Source organism: Opitutus sp. GAS368, assembly GCF_900104925.1.
Taxonomy (GTDB): domain Bacteria; phylum Verrucomicrobiota; class Verrucomicrobiia; order Opitutales; family Opitutaceae; genus Lacunisphaera.
This window is the reverse complement of record NZ_LT629735.1, coordinates 2,292,609-2,308,970: the sequence shown is the minus strand read 5'-3', so window position 1 is coordinate 2,308,970 and position 16,362 is coordinate 2,292,609. Positions and strand designations below refer to the sequence as shown.

Genomic DNA, 16,362 nt, shown 5'->3' with positions numbered 1-16,362 from the left:
AACCAAACCGGCCCACTACCGCAAACTCTATGGCTTCGGCGGGCCCGGGTTCGCCCGCAGCTCGCGCCACCGCGCCAGCCGCTCGGCGATCTTCGCCTCCCAGCCCGCCGTCTTGGGCGTGTAAAGGGCCAGTGGTTTTTCCAGGTAGGCCTGGCCGGAAATGTTCTCGGGAAAATCGTGCGCGTAGAGGTAGCCCTTGCCGTGCCCGGCGCGCTTGCTGGCCTGCCCGCCTTTGTCGCGCAACGGCACCGGCACGGCCTGCACCGGCGCCTCCTTGAGCACGCGATGCGCCTCGCCCAACGCCAGCGTCGCCGAGTTGCTCTTCGGCGCCGTGGCGATGTAGAGCGTGGCGTGCGCCAGCGTCAGCTCGGCCTCGGGCAACCCGATGAAATCGCACGCGTGGTGCGCCGCCACCGTCAGCGGCAGCGCCTGCGGGTCGGCCAGGCCGACGTCCTCGCTGGCGAGGATCACGAGACGCCGCGCGATGAACCGCGGGTCCTCGCCGCCGGCCAGCATCTTCGCCAGCCAATACATCGCCGCGTCGGGGTCGCTGCCACGGCAGCTCTTGATGAAGGCCGAGATGGTGTCGTAGTGCTCGTCCTCGTCGGCGTCGTAGCGGATGCGCCGCTCGCGGGCGAAAATCTCCAGCTCCTTTTCCCCGATGGCGGTTTTCTCGGGCAGGCTGAGCGCGATGACCTCGAGCGCGTTGAGCGCCCGGCGCAGGTCGCCGTCGCACAGCACCGCGAGGTCGTTGAGCACCTTGTCGACCGCGGTGTGCCCGCGGCTGCCGAGCCCGCGCGCCACGTCGGTCAACGCCCGCCGCAACACGCCGGCGACGGCCCCGGCCTGGAGCGGTTCCAGCCGGAACAGATGGCTGCGGCTGAGCAGCGGCGGGTTCACGTAGAAACCGGGATTGTGCGTCGTGGCCCCGATCAGCCGCACCGTGCCCTCCTCCACGTCGGGCAGCAGCAGGTCCTGCTGCGACTTGTTGAAGCGGTGCAGCTCGTCAATGAAGAGCATCGTGGCCGCCTCCGGCTGGCGCCGCGCCGCCGCCAGGATCTCGCGCAGCTCGGCCACGTTCGACATGACGGCGTTCACCCGGACGAACCGGCTCTTCGTCTCGCGGGCGATGACCTCGGCCAGGCTCGTCTTGCCGCAGCCCGGCGGGCCGTAGAAGAGCAGGCTGCCGAAGCGGTTGCTGGCGATCAGCCGCGGCAGGAGGTTGCCCGCCTGCAGGATGTGCTCCTGGCCGACGATTTCGCCCAGAGTCTGTGGACGCATCCGCGCCGCCAGCGGCTGGTGGGCGGCGGGCTTGTCCGGCAGCGCCGTGGCGTGGCGCGGAGTTTCCTCGCCAAAGAGTGAGCCGGAGTCGTCAGCGGAGCGGGCCATGCGTCCGGACAGGTTGTGGCTGGCCACCGGGAGAAACAAGTTTGAAGGCGGCGGGGAAAGCTGTTCGCCTGTGCCCGCTGCCCGCGGGCCAAGGCGCAGCCCGCTTCATGCCTTCGCCCGCCACGCATCTCCGTGCGCCCCTGCTCTGGCTGCTCGTGCCGCTGATGGCCGGGCTGATTGCCGCCCGGCTCTGGCCGGCACCCGCCTTCGGCTGGTGGCCGCTGGCCTTGCTGGCGGTGCTCGCCGCGCTCGGGGCCGGTTGGAGTGCGCTCCAACCCGGACGCCCGACCGGCCTCGCGTGGGGCGCCGGTCTCTGCGTGTCCGCGGGACTCGGCGGATTCGTCCTGCTGCAGGTCCGGCACCCTGCCCTGCACCAGCAGGATTCGCGGCCGCCGCGCGAGGTGACCGTGACCCTGCGGGTGCTGCAGACTTTCCCGGCGGCGCCTGATGCCCGCAACCTGACGGGCCTCGGGGTGATCGGTGCGGCCGGCGACCAGGATCCGGAGTTGCCCGGGCGGCGGGTTTATTTTTCCGCCATCCGCCGGATCAGCGTCCCGCCGCAACGCTCGGGTACCTACGTCATCCGCGGGGTCCTCGAGCCGCTGCCGCGCGACGACGCCAACGCGGGCTTCAACGACTACCTCGCCAACCTCGGCATCCACCAGCGCCTCACGCGGGCGCACGTGATGCGCGAGACGGCGCCCCCGGGCCGGTTCCAACGGTTTTGCGCCCGAACCGAGGACCGGCTGGAGGGCATCCTGCGCCACGGGTTGGAAACCCAGCCGCAAACCGCCTCGATCTACCTGGCGATGCTCCTGGGGGAAAAAGCCGTGCTCTCGGCCGATCAGCAAAACGCCTACATGCGCAGCGGCACGTTCCATATTTTTTCCGTCAGCGGACTGCACGTGGCCGCCATCGCCGGGGCGATTCACCTGCTTTTCGGCCTCCTGCGCGTGCCGCGCCGGTTCGCCGTGGTCATCGGCCTGGCCGTGCTTTGGCTCTACGTGCAGATCACCGGGGCCAGTTCGCCCGCCGAACGCGCGTTCCTGATGATCGCCTTCCTGTCCGTCTACCAGACCTTCCGGCTGCCGGGCAACGCCCTCGCTGCGCTGGTGTCGGCGGCGCTGGTGACACTGCTCCTCGACCCGCTGCAACTCTTCAGCACCGGCTTCCAGATGTCCTACACGGTCGTGATCGCCTTGGTGACGATGGGCCGGCCGCTCACGGAGAAGTGGCTCGCCGCCTGGCGTCCGTTTGCCCTGCTGCCGCGACCCGACTGGCGCTGGTATCACCACCGGGTGGATGAGGCTGGCCGCGTCCTGTTGAACGGGGCGGCGGCTTGCTGGACCGCCTTCCTGGCCAGCACGCCGGCGGGCATCGGCTATTTCGAACTGTTCTCCCCGGGCTCGTTGCTGGCCAATCTGGTGATCATCCCGCTCTCGTCCGTCGCCATGGGGGCGGGCTTCGTTTCGCTGCTCGCCGGGCTGGCGGGCCTGCTGTCCCTGAGCGCCCTCGGCAACGCCGTCGCGGCGTTGATCATCGTGCTCATGGACTGGCTGCTGCAACATGGCACCGACCTGCCCGGCATGTGGTTCAATGCCCGGTTCCGCGCGGACTGGCTGGCGCCGGTCTCGCTCGGGTTGATGACCGCGGTGTTCCTGGCCGGCGCCGCGGGCCGCTGGGCCCCGCGCTATGGCGGCTACTGGCCGCCGGTTGTCGCGCTTGCCCTGCTGGTCATTTTGGGCGTGAAATTCGGTTGAGGAGATAACCACGGAATACACAGAAAACACGGAAAAGGACCGATCCGCACTCGAGCTGAATTTTTCCGTGTATTCCGTGTGTTCCGTGGTTTATCAGTCTTCCATGAAAAGCGCCTATGAACTCGCCATGGAACGCCTGGCCAAGGCCGATCCCGCCGCCGCGCCCTTGAACGCCGAACAAAAGGCCCGCCTCGCGGAGATCGACCGGGTCTACCAGGGCAAGATCGCCGAGCGGGAGATTTTCCTGAAGCAACAGCTCACCGCGGCGCTCACGGCCCGGAAGCTCGACGAGGCCGACCAGGTCCGGAAGCAGATCGCGGGTGAGAAAGCCCGGCTCGAGGAGGAGCGCGAGAACGAGAAGGAACGCGTGCGGCGCGGAAAGTAACCTGTAGCGGCGCTCTATGAGCGCCGTTGGTTTGATCGGCGGTCATAGACCGCCGCTACAGCCTCACCGCGCGAACTCGAACTCCGCCGTAAGCGCGTGGTGGTCGGACGCCATCGTCGGCCGCACCTCCCAGCCCGTCGGCCGCAGCCAGTCGTTGTAGAAGATGTGGTCGAGCACGTAGGGCCGGCGGCGCCAGGTGATCTCCTTCGCCTGCACGGTCCGGTAGCCGGCATCGGCAAACTGCTGGATGAGCGACTCGTGCTTGCTGACGTTGAAGTCGCCGGTGAGCAGCGTCGGCATCTTGGCCGTCTGGCGCAGCTGTTCCTCGACGAGCTTGCGCTGGTCGAGGTGTGTCTCGCTGCTCGACTTGAGCATGAAGAACGCGAGCAGGTGGGTGTTGAGGAGCCGCACCGCGCGGCCGTTGATCGTCGTGGTGGCGGCGATGAGCAGCCGGTCGGTCGGGGTCTTTTTCTCGCCGAAGAAGTCGAACTCCACCGGCGGCGACGGCAGGTTCACGCAGATGTGCTCGCGCAGCGGGGTTTTGGAGAACATGGCCAGACCGATGCCGAAGGGCAGCTCGCGCGGATCGGGCTTGGGGTAGCAGAAGTAGCTGTCGTAGTCCGCGAATTCCGCCTTCATCCGCGTGTAATGCGGGGGCGGCTCGGCCTGGGCCCCGTTCGGCAGGGTGTGCTCGACTTCCTGCAGCATGATGAGGTCGGCATCGTGCGACCGGATTTCCGTGATGGTTTTTCCCAGGTCGATGGGCGCATGGTCCGGGTAGGCGTCGTCCCAGGGCTGCCCGTACTGCATGTTGAACTGCAGCAGCTTGAAACGGCCGGGCGCCTTCATTGGCCGCCCCCCGCTTTGCTGACGGCAACCGGCGCGCGGACAGCCTCACTGGCTTTCGCAAAAGTGACGCCATTCAACGCCGTCGGGACGGCCGCCAGCAGTCCGGGGGTTATTTTCCGCACCCGGACGCCGGACCACCGCGGGAAAGAGACGGTCGCATCGGCCGGCCGCATGACGGCCGGCTGGATCCGAGAGGAATTGCCGGGCTGGAAGACCACATTGCGCTGCTGCGGATTGAGCAACGCCGCGGAGGACGTCAGGACGCCGACGAGGGTAAAAAGGACGCAGGTTTTCGCGCGGCGGAACATACGCGGCAGGCTGGCAACATGTTCGCGCAGCTGGAATTAGCAGCAAGCCTATTCTGGCTCCGCCGTGCCTTCGACCACCCAGTCTTTGGCCTCTGGCACCTGCCGGGAAAACTCCCGCAACGCGGCGCTGAGGTGCTCGGCATAGCGGTAATGCGCCCCCATCCCGGTGCGCAGCTCGGCCTCGTAGATGAACTTGTCGGCGTGCGTGCTGTGCTCGAACGGCGTCTGGGCCCCCAGCAGCAGCGAATACACGTAGGCGGCGCTGCCCCGCTTCATCAGCTCACGCGTCAGCGCCGCCTGCTCGTCGAGCAGGGCCTGATGCGAGGCGTGGGCGATCTCCGGCGGCAGGTAAAAGCCGGCCTGGATCAGCGGGGTGTAGCGGTGGCCGGTGCGGTGGCGGTTGAGGTCGCGCAGCTCGGCGATCGCCATGTTGTTCCAGGCAAAACTCACCCGCATCCGGCGCGTGGCCTTGCCCTGGTAACCGTAGCGGTTGGCGCGGTGCTTCAGCGCCTCGGCCACCGGCTGGCTCTCCCCCAGCCAGGGCGGCGTGTCGCGGTCGACCTTAACCCAGACCTCGTCGGCCAGCGGCTTGGTCGACAGGCGGGCGAGCCCGAGCGCCAGACTCGCGGCCAGCTCCTGCTGCGCCTGGGCCTGGAAGGATTTCTCGGCAAAGCTGTGGCGCATCAGCCGGGGCGACTGCTTCAGCAGCTCGTCGCGGATGAGTTTCGCCGCGAGCGACGCCTCGGGCAGGCCGAGCGAGTCGAGATGTTTGACCGTGGCCGCCCACATGCGCGAGCTTTGCACCAGGCCGAGGTTGGTGCGCGTGGCCAGCGGGATGAAGTAACGGGCCCGGTCCAGCGCGTAGTTCTTGCGTAGGCGGGTGACCACGGCCGGCTTTGCGTCCTTCGGCAGCCGGACCAGGTTCGGTTGCGCGAGCGCCAGCTGGTCGAGCCGGGTGTATTCGGCGTGGTAGGCCGCGAAGGCCTTCGCCATCAGCGCCGACCAGCGCGGGGCGAGGTCGTCCGGGATGCCCAGCTCAGCCGGCGCCGGCAGGTTCGTCGCCGCCATCGTGATATAGCGCGTGCTCGATTCCTGGCCGTCGGCCATCTGCGCGAGCTCAAAGATCTTATACGCCAGCCACATCGACACGTCGTCGAGCGCGATGGCCAGGCCGCCGGTCAGGCCGCCGATCGAGGCGTGGCCGTAGTCCACGAACTTCAGGATGCGGTCGATCGACTCGTCGGGGTTGGCGATGTCGACCTTCTCCAGGATCTTCGCCAGGCCGTCGTTGCTGCGTGAGTAGCGGGCGAGGACGGAGGCGAGCAACTCGGGGGTTACCTTGGGTAAGTCGGCGGCCGCGGGCGGCGGCACAATGGCGAGTCCGGTGACCTTCATGCGTGGGCTCACACGAAACAGATTAGCACGCCCGTGCGAAGGAAATTCGCCGGCGGCCCTCACCCGCCCCGCCAAGCCGCTATTCGGAACAGCCGGCCTTTGCCCTTGTCTGTCTTGGTCCGTCCAGCTCGCTGGTAAAGTGGAGGTGTGAAGGCACAACGAAGGCACACGCAAGGATAGCGCCAAGGTAGCGCAAGGATGGCCTAAGGATGTAAGAAGGCTTAAAGAAGGAAACCCGAACCTTCCAGCCAGGAATCATTCCCGATCCCAAGCCCACTGTCCGTCAAATCAGGTGAATCCTAGCATGACCCATTTGTTTGGCCCGTTGGCACCGACAAACTTCAACGCTTCTCGCGCCAACGACAACCAATCCTCGTTCGAAGTCGAATCAACGACCAACCATTCCTTCATCACGCGTCCGCGAGAGGGTTCGAAGCGTGATCCGACGCCCAAGGCGACGAGCGTATCGACGCGCTCTTTCGGAAGCTTCACGACGAATCCACCTTTCGAGGAGATCATCGCGAAAATCTTGTCGCCAACGCACAGAGCCGAGGAGCCGAAGCCTTTCTTTGACGCACCGACTGAAACCTTCGGGCTGCGTTTCAGCGAGGCGACGATTTTCGCAAATCGTTCTTCAGGGCTCATGCTAATTGCACGCGTGTTTTTGGCGAGAGTGGTTCCGTCGGGTGGTTCGGCATCTTCACGTCTTGTGATAAAAGCTGCTGATCTCGAAAAATAGCTCCTGCTTCTTGCCGTCGGAGGTCTTGATGAAGAAGACATCATAGACCTTACCCTCCTTCGAGGGCCTGGTGACAAACCTCAGGATCTTACTACCCGGATAGTTTTGCTGCACCCACGCGACCTCTTTGGGTGGACCTTCTTTCTCGTCCTTCGCCACAATAACGACGGCAGTCTTCGCAGATAGGCCATCTTGCTTTGGATCGTCAGCAACCGCTCGCGTGAGCAGAGCCATTCCGAGGGTCAACAATAGGAGGGTCTTCTTGAGCATGATGTTTTTGCCGAACGTTGAGGTGAACCGCGCTTCATCGCGTCGGCTCCGGTGATTGGTTAGCCATTTTCTTTCCTATATTCCTTCGGACCACTCATCTCAATATCCACGCCACCTTGAGGCGACGGCTTAAAATGCACGATGTAGGCGATGCCATCGTGTTCGGATTTCAAAACCCAAACTTCTCTTCCATCTTTGAGGTGCTTGATATCTTCGAGCTCGGGGTTCGCTCTTCCTTTGGTCGCTTCCGCCTTTGTGATCAGGGCAAGGGTATCCTTCTTCAGGACTGGGTCTGCAATGGTCGGCCCGCTTGGAAGATCGACCATGACCAGAAACATAGCGGTCCCTCCACCGACGCTTTGGGTCTTCCACCGAAAAGGGGAGCCGCTTGCTTCGGCCTGACTGTTTGCGATCCTCGCCGCATTTGTCGCCGTCGGATTCTCGCAGCCAGCGAGACCAAGAGCGATAGCTGCAATGCCTAGCATGGTGATGGGCTTCATATTTCTTGCCTAACGTTGAGGGTAACCGCTCTGGCGTCCAGCCAGAGTCGGTTTCGCTGATTGGTTAGGCTTCATCACAGAAATAGAGGAATAGTGCTGAGTGCGAAGAATAACTATGTATATACCAACCTAGGGTTGGTATATTGAAATTGGCCATTGGCAGATTGGACGGACATTGGGAAAATGACACCTCTCCAATTGAGCCTGCCAAGGGTGGCTGGGTAATAATTGCCGAGCCGCGCAATAAGCCACTCGATTGTAAAGGGCATCGAGGCGAAACCTTGGCCCGAGGTCTCGTCGGCCCTGAGAACTAGGTGCGACCAATCCGGTCTTCAAGCACAATGGAGGAAGCCATTGGGGTCATGCTGAGGCTGAAGCCCGGCATGACCAATCCGACCTGCGACCGATGATTATTTCGGGACTGCCACCCGGGATCGAATCAGTTGCCTTAGCGGGTCATCGCACGGTATTGCCGCCGTAGGCACTGAACCATTTGTCGAACAGACGATCATACTCCCCGCTGTCGCGCATCTGCTTGAGAAAGTCGTTGAGATACGCCCCGAATTCAGTGTCCCCCTTGGGGTAGGCGATCCGGTAGAATTTTGTCGTGAAACGGCCGGTCGGCACGTAGCCAGGATTTGTCGTCGCCGCGGCGTATAAGTGGGTCACGACCTGCGTGAAAACATCGGCCTGCCCGTTCACCAGCGCCTTCACGGCGTCCTCGTCGTTTTCGAATTGAAGGTAAACCGCGCGGGGTGCCTTTTCCTTGATCAGTTTGATGTCGGGGTTCGCGGTCACAAAGGCGACGCGCGTATCCGGTTTGATATCATCGATCGTCTTGATCGGGCTGCCCCGCTTCACGAGCAGGGCGGAGCCGGCGCGGAACGATTCGCCCGAGAAATCGGCCACCTTGACCTTTTCCAGGTTGGATGGCGTGGTGTCGATGAGCACATCGAAGGCTCCGCGCTGCAGGTCTTCAAACCGCGTTTCGTCGTTGGTGAGCACGAACTCGACCTTTTTTTCGTCGCCGAGGATGCGCCTGGCAAGGGCGCGGGCCAGATCCGCCATGAAGCCCTCGTTCTCGCCCGTCGTCGGGTTCTTGAAATTAAGGCGCGGGAAGACCATTTCATTCCCGATCCGAAGGACCCCGTGCTGGCGAATGATCGTGAGCGTCGGCGCTTCCGCCTGCAGCGTTCCGACCGGCACAGACAGGAGCAACGCGGCGGTGACCAGGAATCTTTGGAGAGTCAGGTGGGCAGTCATGTTTTTAGGCGGCAGGTTTGAACAACGCGTCCTTGTTCGGGATTCATGGTTCGATTTTGTGGCGTTGCTGCTGCGATATGCCGCCGACCGGAGGCAAGGGGATCCGGGGTTGAGGGCAACGATCGCCAAAGCGCACACCATCATACGGCGGAACCTGAAACTCCAATGAACCGAATCTGAATTCGCATTTAGATTGCCGAACTCATCTTCGGTCGGAAGGGGAAGCAAAATAGGTAATGCTTTACCTTTTTGTGAGCCAGCCCGATGTGCTTGCTGCGTTGAAACCCGGACGTTCGCGGTCACCGCCTGATCCTGCAGCAGCGTTTGCTTGAAGCCGGCCATCGGCGCCCTCGCCGGCTTCGTGTTGCGCCTGTTCCGCACCAAGGTGAGGAGCGCCGAAAGAGGTCAAGCTGCGGATATTGATGTGAGAGTTTTCCATCGTTTGTCGGACGGAACGAGTTGCCTCCGATGGGTGTGAAGGGAGCAAAAGATTTCATCGCGCGGACAGCCTGGCGCCTCGCTTGTCCGCCCTATGTCATTTTTTCTACCTTACCGACCGAGGCGAAGCAAATACGCCGCGGCGCGCGCTTAGGGCAGCAGCCAGCTCGTCAGCGGCTGCTGGAAGAAGCCCAGCAACACGGTGGCGAGGGCGAGGAAGGCCAGCGTCGCGATGCCGGCCCAGGACACCGCGGCCGGGCCCGGCCGGGTGACGGGCGCCGCACCGGGGGCGGACGGTGTCCACGACTCGAAGAAGGCCGCGCGGATCCAGCCGAAATAGTAGAAGATGGAGATCACCACGCCGACCACGGCCACGCCCAGCAGCCCGTAGAGGTGCGCCTGGAAGGCCGCGAGGAAGAGCAGCAGCTTGCCCATGAAGCCGGCCAGCGGCGGGATGCCCGCGAGCGAACCGACGCCGATCGCCAGCACCGCGCCGAGGAACGGCCGGTCCTTGGCTAGCCGCTCGTAGTGGTCGAGTTCCTCGGCCCTGTCATCCGGGCCGGCCACATAGGCCATGACGCCGAACACCGCCATCGAGGCCAGCAGGTAGGTGAACAGGTAGAACCAGACCGCGCCGGCGGCCCACGGAACGGTCAGCGCGGCCGTGACGCCGATGAGCAGGTAGCCGGCGTGGGAGACGCCGGAGAGACCCATCAGGCGCTTGGTGTTGCGCTGGGTGAGCGCCGAGAGGTTGCCGAACAGGATCGTGGTGGCGGCCAGCAGCGACAGCACCGGCCCGAGCACGGACTGCAGCGGGGCGAAGACCCGCGACACCAGCAGCAGCAGCACGGCGAAGCCCGCGGCCTTGGAGGAGACGGCGAGAAAGGCCGTCACGGGCGTCGGCGCCCCCTGGTAGACGTCGGGCACCCAGATCTGGAACGGAAAGGCGCCGATCTTGAAGGCCACGCCGCCGAGGATCAGCAGCGCCCCGGCCGTGGCGAGGAAGTTGCCGGGGTTGTTGCGCAGGAAACTGAACACGGTGCCGAACTCGAAACCGGTGTGGACGACGCCGTCCACCACCACGCGGCCGACCGCGCCGTAGAGCAGCACGATGCCGAAGAGCAGGATCGCCGAGCTGAGCGCGCCGAGCACCAGGTATTTCAGGCCGGCCTCGAGCGACAGCGACCGCTCGCGATAGTAGCTCACGAGGATGTAGAACCCGATGGTCACCGTCTCGAGCGCGACGAAGAACATCACGAAATGGTTGCTCTGCGCCAGGAGCATCAGCGCCGCCGTCACCACCAGCACGATATGGTAGAACTCCACCCGGGGCACCCGCGCCCGCGGCAGGCAGATCGTGGCCAGGAAGCAGACCAGGAGCGACGACACGAGGAAGAACACCCGCGCGATCTGGCCGGAGGCGCTGAGGCGGATGAGTCCGCCGAACAGCTCCTCGCCGCCCCAGGTCTTGTCGAAATTGGCCGCCACCGTGATCAGCGTCAGGCCCAGGGTGAACATCGTCAGCATCGGGACGAAGCGCAGGTCCTTCTTCGGCGAGAAGATCTCGAGCACGAGCAGGCAGAGCGCCCCGACGGCCAGCGTCAGCTCGGGTCCGAGGGCCCACCAGTCATTGGAGGCGGCGACCGCTTTGAGAAGTTCGGTGGACATGGCGGGTGATCAGCGGGTCGGAAGGATTTTGACGGCCGCGACCGGGCCGGCCAGCGCCTGGTCCACCGGTTGCGAGATGGCCTTCGGGTAGAAGCCGAAGAAGAGCAGCGCCGCGAGCAGGAGCAGCGCGGGCAGCTTCTCGCGCCAGTCGAGGTCGGCCGGCGGATGCTGCGCCGTGACGCGCGCCAGCGCCTCGCTCGGCGGGCCGAAGAACACGCGCGCCGCGGCGCGCAGGCCGTAGATGGCCGAGATGACCACGCCGGCGATGGCGACGGCCGTCAGCCACGGCGAGAATTTCCACAGGGCCACGAAGATGGTCAGCTCGCCCCAGAAGTTGGCGAAGCCGGGCAGGCCGATGCCGGCCATGGTGGCGGCGACGAAGAACGCGGCCAGCACGGGGGTCTTCTGGGCCAGGCCGCCCATCTCGGACAGGTCGAAGGTGTGCGTGCGGTGGTGGATGCTGGTCGCCAGCAGGAACAGCAGCGCGACCGACAGGCCGTGCGCCACCATCAGGAAGACGACCCCGCCGGTGCCGACGGTCGAAAGCGCGGCGAGGCCGAGGAAGCAGTAGCCCATGTGCATGACCGAGCTGTAGCCGAGCATCTGCTTGAGGTCGCGCTGCGCCATGGTGACGAAGCCGACCACGATCACGTTGCCGAGACCGGCCAGCAGCGCGAGCTTCCAGGCCCAGTGCTGCAGGCCGAGCGGCAATAGCGGCAGGGCGATCTGGATGAGGCCGTAGAGGCCGAACTTCTTGAGCACGCCGGCGTGCAGCATCGCGGCCGAGCTCGGCGCGGCGCCGTAGCCCAGCGGGGCCCAGGTGTGCAGCGGCCAGAGCGAGACGAGTGTGCCGAAGCCGAGCAGCAGCAACCCCGCGATCCAGGTCTGCGTATGACCGGCGAGGGCGTGGGCGGCGATGGCGTCCTTGAGCTCGATCAGGTCGAAGGAGTTGGCGCCGCTCTTGACGTAGAGCGCGATCAGGCCGAGCAGCGACAGCATCGCGCCGGCCGTCAGGTAGATCGTCAGCTTCATCGCCGCGTAGCTGCGGTCGCGGCCGCCCCAGATGCCGACCATGATGAAGGTCGGGATCAGCGCCAGCTCGTGGAAGAAATAGAAGAAGAAGATGTCCACCGAGGCGAACACGCCCAGCAGGCCGCCGTGCATGACCAGCAGCAGCACGAGGTAGAGCTTCAGGCGCTCGGCGCCGGAGCGCAGGGCGTAGAGCCCGGCCGCCAGGCCGACGATGGCCGCGAGCAGGAACATCGGCAGCGAGATGCCGTTGAGGCCGAGCTTCAGGCTGATGCCGAATTTGCCCAGCCCGGTGGAGGTCGTGCTGAGGAAGGAATAGGTGTGCGCGTCCACCGCCGGGAATTTCGCCCACAGCCACAGGGCGAGGAGCGCCGGCACGGTGAAGGCGACCGCGGCCAGCTTGACGGCGAACCGCTTGGGCAGGCCGCACGCGATGATGACCGCGGCCACGAGCGGCGTGGCGATGGCGAGCTGCAGAAGTTGGGCGTTGTCAGGCATGAATCAAAGGCAGGAAAGAAACCACGAATGGACACCAATGAACACGAATCCGAACAGGCCGGTGGCCGGAACGATACTATCAGAAGATTGGTTGGGTCGGTTCATTCGTGTCTATTCGTGTCCATTCGTGGTTAAAAAACCCCGGCGGCGTAGGCCCAGAGGAGCGCGGCGCCGAGCAGGAACCAGAAGACGTAGGTGTGCAGGCTACCGGTATAGAGCGCCCGCGCGCCGTAGCCGACGTAGCCGACGAAACCGGCCAGCCCGCGGATGATGGCGCCGGCGAGCACGATCTGCTCGAGGAAGTTCAGCACCATCGCGAAGCGCTGCTGCACCTTCGCCACGTAATAATCGTAGAGCCGGTCGAACGACTCCTTGAGCCAGGTCAGCCCGGCGAAGAGCACGTGGGATTTCTCCTCGAGCGTGTCGGTCGCCGCGGACTTGTAGAAGAACAACGCCGAGCCGGCGCCGAGCGTCATGACCGCGAGCGAGACGAGCAGGATGGTCGTGTGGGCGGAGCCCTCGGCCTCGGGCACCAAGAGGACAAGCGTCGGACCGGCGAGCTTGCCATAGACGCCGGCGTAGCCGCCGACCACGGACAGCATCGCGAGGAGGATAAGCGGCAAAGTCATGGTCATACCGCTTTCGTGGGCGTGTTTGGCGTCGTCGGAGCGAGCCTCGCCGAGGAAGGTGATCTTCCAGAGGCGGACCATGTAGAACGCCGTCAGCACCGCGGTGAAGGCGAGGATGGCGAACACCGCGGTGTTCTTCTCCATCGCGAGGTAGAGGATGGCGTCCTTCGAGAAGAAGCCGGCGAGGAACGGCATGCCGATGATCGCCAGCACGCCGATCGTGAAGGTGAAGAATGTCACGGGCATCTTCGAACGCAGCCCGCCCATCTTGAAAATGTCCTGTTCGTGGTGGCAGCCCATGATGACCGAGCCGGAACCAAGGAAGAGCAGCGCCTTGAAGAAAGCGTGGGTCGTCAGGTGGAACATCGCGGCGGCAGCTCCTGCCGATAAAACTTCCCGAATAACATCACCCCCATCAGGGGCTGCCGGAAGCATGTGAATCGGCAATTTATCTGAATTGCCCAGTCCGAACGCCGCGACCATGTAGCCAAGCTGCGAGAGCGTCGAGTAGGCCAGCACCTTCTTGATGTCGCGCTGGACAATGGCGCAAAGCGCGGCGTAGAGCGCGGTGATCGTGCCAATCCACATGATGACCTCGAGCGCCTCGGGCACCATCAGGACATTGATGCGGCACAGCATGAAGATACCGGCCGCGACCATCGTGGCGGCGTGGATGAGGGCGGACACGGGCGTCGGGCCCTCCATCGCGTCCGGCAGCCACACCTGCAGCGGCATCTGGGCCGACTTGCCCATCGCACCGCAGAACAGCAGCAGCGGGATGGCCGTGCTGAACACGAGCCTGTGGGCCGCGCCGAACTCGCCCAGCTCGGTAAGATTCACCGTGCCGTTCGCCCAGTAACACATGATGATGCCGAGCAGAAAGCCGAAGTCGCCGACGCGGTTGACGATGAAGGCCTTTTTCGCGGCGTCAGCCGCGGACTGCTTCTCGTGGTAATGGTTGATCAGCAGCCAGGAGCTGAAACCGACCAGCTCCCAGAAGATGAAAATCATGAACAGGTTGTTCGCGAGGACGATGCCGATCATCGAGAACATGAAGATGGACAGGCCGCCGAAGAACCGCGCGCGCGCCTGGTCTTCGTGCATGTAGCCGAGCGAGAAGACGTGGATGAGGAAGCCGACGAAGCCGACGATGAAGAGCATCAGCGCCGCGAGGTCGTCGTATTTGATGCCCAGCGACACGGCGAAGTCCCCGAAGCGCAGCCACTCGACCTGCGCCTCGAAGCGCTCGCCGTGCAGCAGGAGGATGATGGAGATCGCCGCGATGGCGCCGGCCGTGGCCGTGGAGATCCACGAAGCCAGGGCCCCCTGTTTGCGCAGGAACAGCGCGATCACCGCCGCCGAGGCGAGCGGCAGCAGGAGGATCAGGATGGCGTGATTGAGCATCGAGTGCATCGTCAAAGAGCAGCGGGACGGTAGGGCGAGTCGTCCCCGACGAGCCGCGGCTCATCCGGAGGATTCGCCCTACCCTGCTTCATTTCGTGTCTAGTCGTGTCCATTCGTGGTTAATGCTTCAGCTGGTTCAGTTCCTCGACCGAGACGGTGTGGCGCTGCCGGAACAGCGCGACGATGATGGCGAGGCCGACGGCGACCTCGGCCGCGGCGATGGTGAGGATGAAGAACACGAAGACGTCGCCGTCGAGCGTGCCGTTGAACCTCGAGAAGGCGACCAGCGCCAGCGTCGAGGCCAGCAGCATCAGCTCGAGGCACATGTAGATCACGAGCGTGTTCTTGCGCAGCAGCACCCCGAAGAAGCCGATGGCGAACAGCAGCGAGGCCACGAACAGATAGGACGGCAGGCCGTAGGTCGGAGCGGTGGCAAGGAGAGGGATCATGGCTGGCGCAAGATTTGTAGGGTCGGCGCTTGTCGCCGGACCTTGCTTTGCTCGCGGAACGGTCCGCCGACAAGCGGCGACCCTACATCCCAATACAACACTCCGCCTTCAGCAGGAGCAGTGGCTTCGCGCACCTTGGGAAACTGGATGGAAATTCGCATCATCTGTTCTCCGTCTTCTGTTCTCCGTCCTCTGTGTATTTTTTACTGAGCACGATGACGCCGAGCATGGCGATGAGGAGCATGAAGCCGACGACCTGCACCGGCAGCAGGTAGGTCGTGAACAGCATCTCGGCGTAATGCTTCATGGTCGGAACCGGCACGGAGTCCGGCGCGGGCGGCAGCACGGCGCGATGGACGAGCGACCAGATGCCGAGGCCCAGCAGCGCGGCCCCGAGGGCGGACGCCACGATGGTCAGCGGCTTGAAGGCCTTGAAGCTGCCCGGCGTCGTGTCGAGCAGCATGATGATGAAGAGGAACAGGGCGACGACGGCGCCCGCGTAGACCAGGATGAGCACGAAGGCCAGCAGCGGGGCGTCGAGCAGCACGAACAGGCCGGCCAGGCCGACGAGCGAGAGCAACAGGAACATCGCGGCGTTGACCGCGTTCTTGTTCAGCACGACGAGCAGCGCCGTGGCGACGGTCAGGACCGAGAGAATGAGGAAGAGGGTGTCGCTCATCGAAGGGCTGAAAGGCTGAAAAGCTGAAAGGCTGAACCCGGCGGACGAAAGGCCAGATCGATCGGACGGAAAAAGTGCAATGGGCTGGTCATATTTCAGTCATTCGGTTCTTCAGTTTTTCAGCCCTTAGTGCGTCGCGTTCCCGTGCTCGGCGGCGGCCTTCTTCTTGTCCCACTTGAAATGCTGGTCGGGCAGCGTGCCGCCGAGCTCGTAGAGCCGGGCCTTGTCGTTGACCATCTCGGCGCGGGTGTAGCCGGTCATGGAATATTGGTTCTGCAGGAAGATGGCCTCCTCGGGGCAGACCTCCTGGCACAGGCCGCAGTAGATGCAGCGCAGCATGTCGATGTCGAAGGCCAGCGGGCCCTTCTCGACGTGGGCGCGGTCCGCCTGGTCGGCCGGGATCTCGCCGGGGGTGATGCGGATGGCCTTGGGCGGGCAGACGAACTCGCAGAGCTGGCAGGAAACGCATTTCTCGCGGCCGTGCGGATCCTTCACCAGCGTCGGCACGCCGCGGTAGCCCGTCGGAATGGCCGGACGCTCCTCGGGATACTGCATCGTGACGTTCGGCGCGAACAGGTGCTTCAGCGTCACCCGCATGCCCGCCAGGATTTGGGGGATATACATGCGCTCCGAGAGCGTGAGGGGTTTGCGTTCGACGACGTAGGGCATGAAGAAAGTCAGTTGAACCACGAAGGGCCACAAAGGGCCAC

The 16,362-nt window shown here is 64.3% G+C and carries 16 protein-coding genes; 2 read left to right on the top strand and 14 right to left on the bottom strand.

Going from position 1 to position 16,362, the window contains the following annotated elements:
• Positions 1–27: 27 nt before the first annotated feature.
• Complete coding sequence (locus tag BLU29_RS09935; protein WP_091061067.1) at positions 28–1,389, bottom strand: replication-associated recombination protein A; 1,362 nt, start codon at positions 1,387–1,389, stop codon at positions 28–30.
• A 107-nt stretch (positions 1,390–1,496) separates the two neighbouring features.
• Between BLU29_RS09935 and BLU29_RS09930 the strand changes: the two genes are divergently transcribed.
• Together BLU29_RS09930 and BLU29_RS09925 are read left to right on the top strand one after the other, a co-directional pair.
• Entirely contained in the window at positions 1,497–3,149 is a 1,653-nt protein-coding gene (locus BLU29_RS09930; protein WP_091057314.1) for a ComEC/Rec2 family competence protein, read from the top strand.
• A 103-nt stretch (positions 3,150–3,252) separates the two neighbouring features.
• On the top strand, positions 3,253–3,534 hold the full coding sequence (locus BLU29_RS09925; RefSeq protein WP_091057311.1) for a hypothetical protein: 282 nt from the start codon (positions 3,253–3,255) through the stop codon (positions 3,532–3,534).
• 63 nt (positions 3,535–3,597) lie between these two features.
• Here BLU29_RS09925 and BLU29_RS09920 read toward each other — a convergent pair whose 3' ends face one another.
• The 13 genes from BLU29_RS09920 to BLU29_RS09860 form a co-directional block, all read right to left on the bottom strand.
• Positions 3,598–4,383, bottom strand: coding sequence for an endonuclease/exonuclease/phosphatase family protein (locus tag BLU29_RS09920; protein WP_091057309.1), 786 nt, complete (start codon positions 4,381–4,383; stop codon positions 3,598–3,600).
• The gene (locus BLU29_RS09915; protein ID WP_091057306.1) at positions 4,380–4,691 is read right to left on the bottom strand and encodes a hypothetical protein; all 312 of its coding nucleotides are present in this window, start codon (positions 4,689–4,691) and stop codon (positions 4,380–4,382) included. Before BLU29_RS09915 ends, BLU29_RS09920 begins: the two co-directional genes overlap by 4 nt.
• Before the next feature lie 48 nt (positions 4,692–4,739).
• Entirely contained in the window at positions 4,740–6,086 is a 1,347-nt protein-coding gene (locus tag BLU29_RS09910) for an FAD-dependent thymidylate synthase (protein WP_091057303.1), read from the bottom strand.
• Between the two features lie 288 nt (positions 6,087–6,374).
• On the bottom strand, positions 6,375–6,731 hold the full coding sequence (locus BLU29_RS18385) for a hypothetical protein (protein WP_197677681.1): 357 nt from the start codon (positions 6,729–6,731) through the stop codon (positions 6,375–6,377).
• A gap of 55 nt (positions 6,732–6,786) precedes the next feature.
• Complete coding sequence (locus tag BLU29_RS09900; RefSeq protein WP_091057301.1) at positions 6,787–7,095, bottom strand: hypothetical protein; 309 nt, start codon at positions 7,093–7,095, stop codon at positions 6,787–6,789.
• A 59-nt stretch (positions 7,096–7,154) separates the two neighbouring features.
• Positions 7,155–7,595, bottom strand: coding sequence for a hypothetical protein (locus BLU29_RS09895; protein WP_091057299.1), 441 nt, complete (start codon positions 7,593–7,595; stop codon positions 7,155–7,157).
• A gap of 456 nt (positions 7,596–8,051) precedes the next feature.
• Positions 8,052–9,200 (bottom strand): transporter substrate-binding domain-containing protein, encoded by a 1,149-nt coding sequence (locus BLU29_RS09890; RefSeq protein ID WP_091057296.1) that lies wholly within the window; start codon positions 9,198–9,200, stop codon positions 8,052–8,054.
• 246 nt (positions 9,201–9,446) lie between these two features.
• Complete coding sequence (locus tag BLU29_RS09885; RefSeq protein ID WP_091057294.1) at positions 9,447–10,964, bottom strand: NADH-quinone oxidoreductase subunit N; 1,518 nt, start codon at positions 10,962–10,964, stop codon at positions 9,447–9,449.
• 9 nt (positions 10,965–10,973) lie between these two features.
• Entirely contained in the window at positions 10,974–12,491 is a 1,518-nt protein-coding gene (locus BLU29_RS09880; protein WP_091057291.1) for an NADH-quinone oxidoreductase subunit M, read from the bottom strand.
• 131 nt (positions 12,492–12,622) lie between these two features.
• Positions 12,623–14,533 carry a proton-conducting transporter membrane subunit gene (locus BLU29_RS09875; RefSeq protein ID WP_197677680.1) on the bottom strand — a complete coding sequence of 637 codons (1,911 nt, stop codon included), beginning with the start codon at positions 14,531–14,533 and terminating at the stop codon, positions 12,623–12,625.
• Between the two features lie 110 nt (positions 14,534–14,643).
• Positions 14,644–14,973, bottom strand: a complete 330-nt coding sequence (nuoK, locus tag BLU29_RS09870; RefSeq protein ID WP_091057287.1) for an NADH-quinone oxidoreductase subunit NuoK — start codon at positions 14,971–14,973, stop codon at positions 14,644–14,646.
• 160 nt (positions 14,974–15,133) lie between these two features.
• Complete coding sequence (locus BLU29_RS09865) at positions 15,134–15,652, bottom strand: NADH-quinone oxidoreductase subunit J (RefSeq protein ID WP_091057285.1); 519 nt, start codon at positions 15,650–15,652, stop codon at positions 15,134–15,136.
• 126 nt (positions 15,653–15,778) lie between these two features.
• Positions 15,779–16,321 carry an NADH-quinone oxidoreductase subunit I gene (locus tag BLU29_RS09860; RefSeq protein ID WP_091057282.1) on the bottom strand — a complete coding sequence of 181 codons (543 nt, stop codon included), beginning with the start codon at positions 16,319–16,321 and terminating at the stop codon, positions 15,779–15,781.
• Between the last annotated feature and the right edge of the window lie 41 nt (positions 16,322–16,362).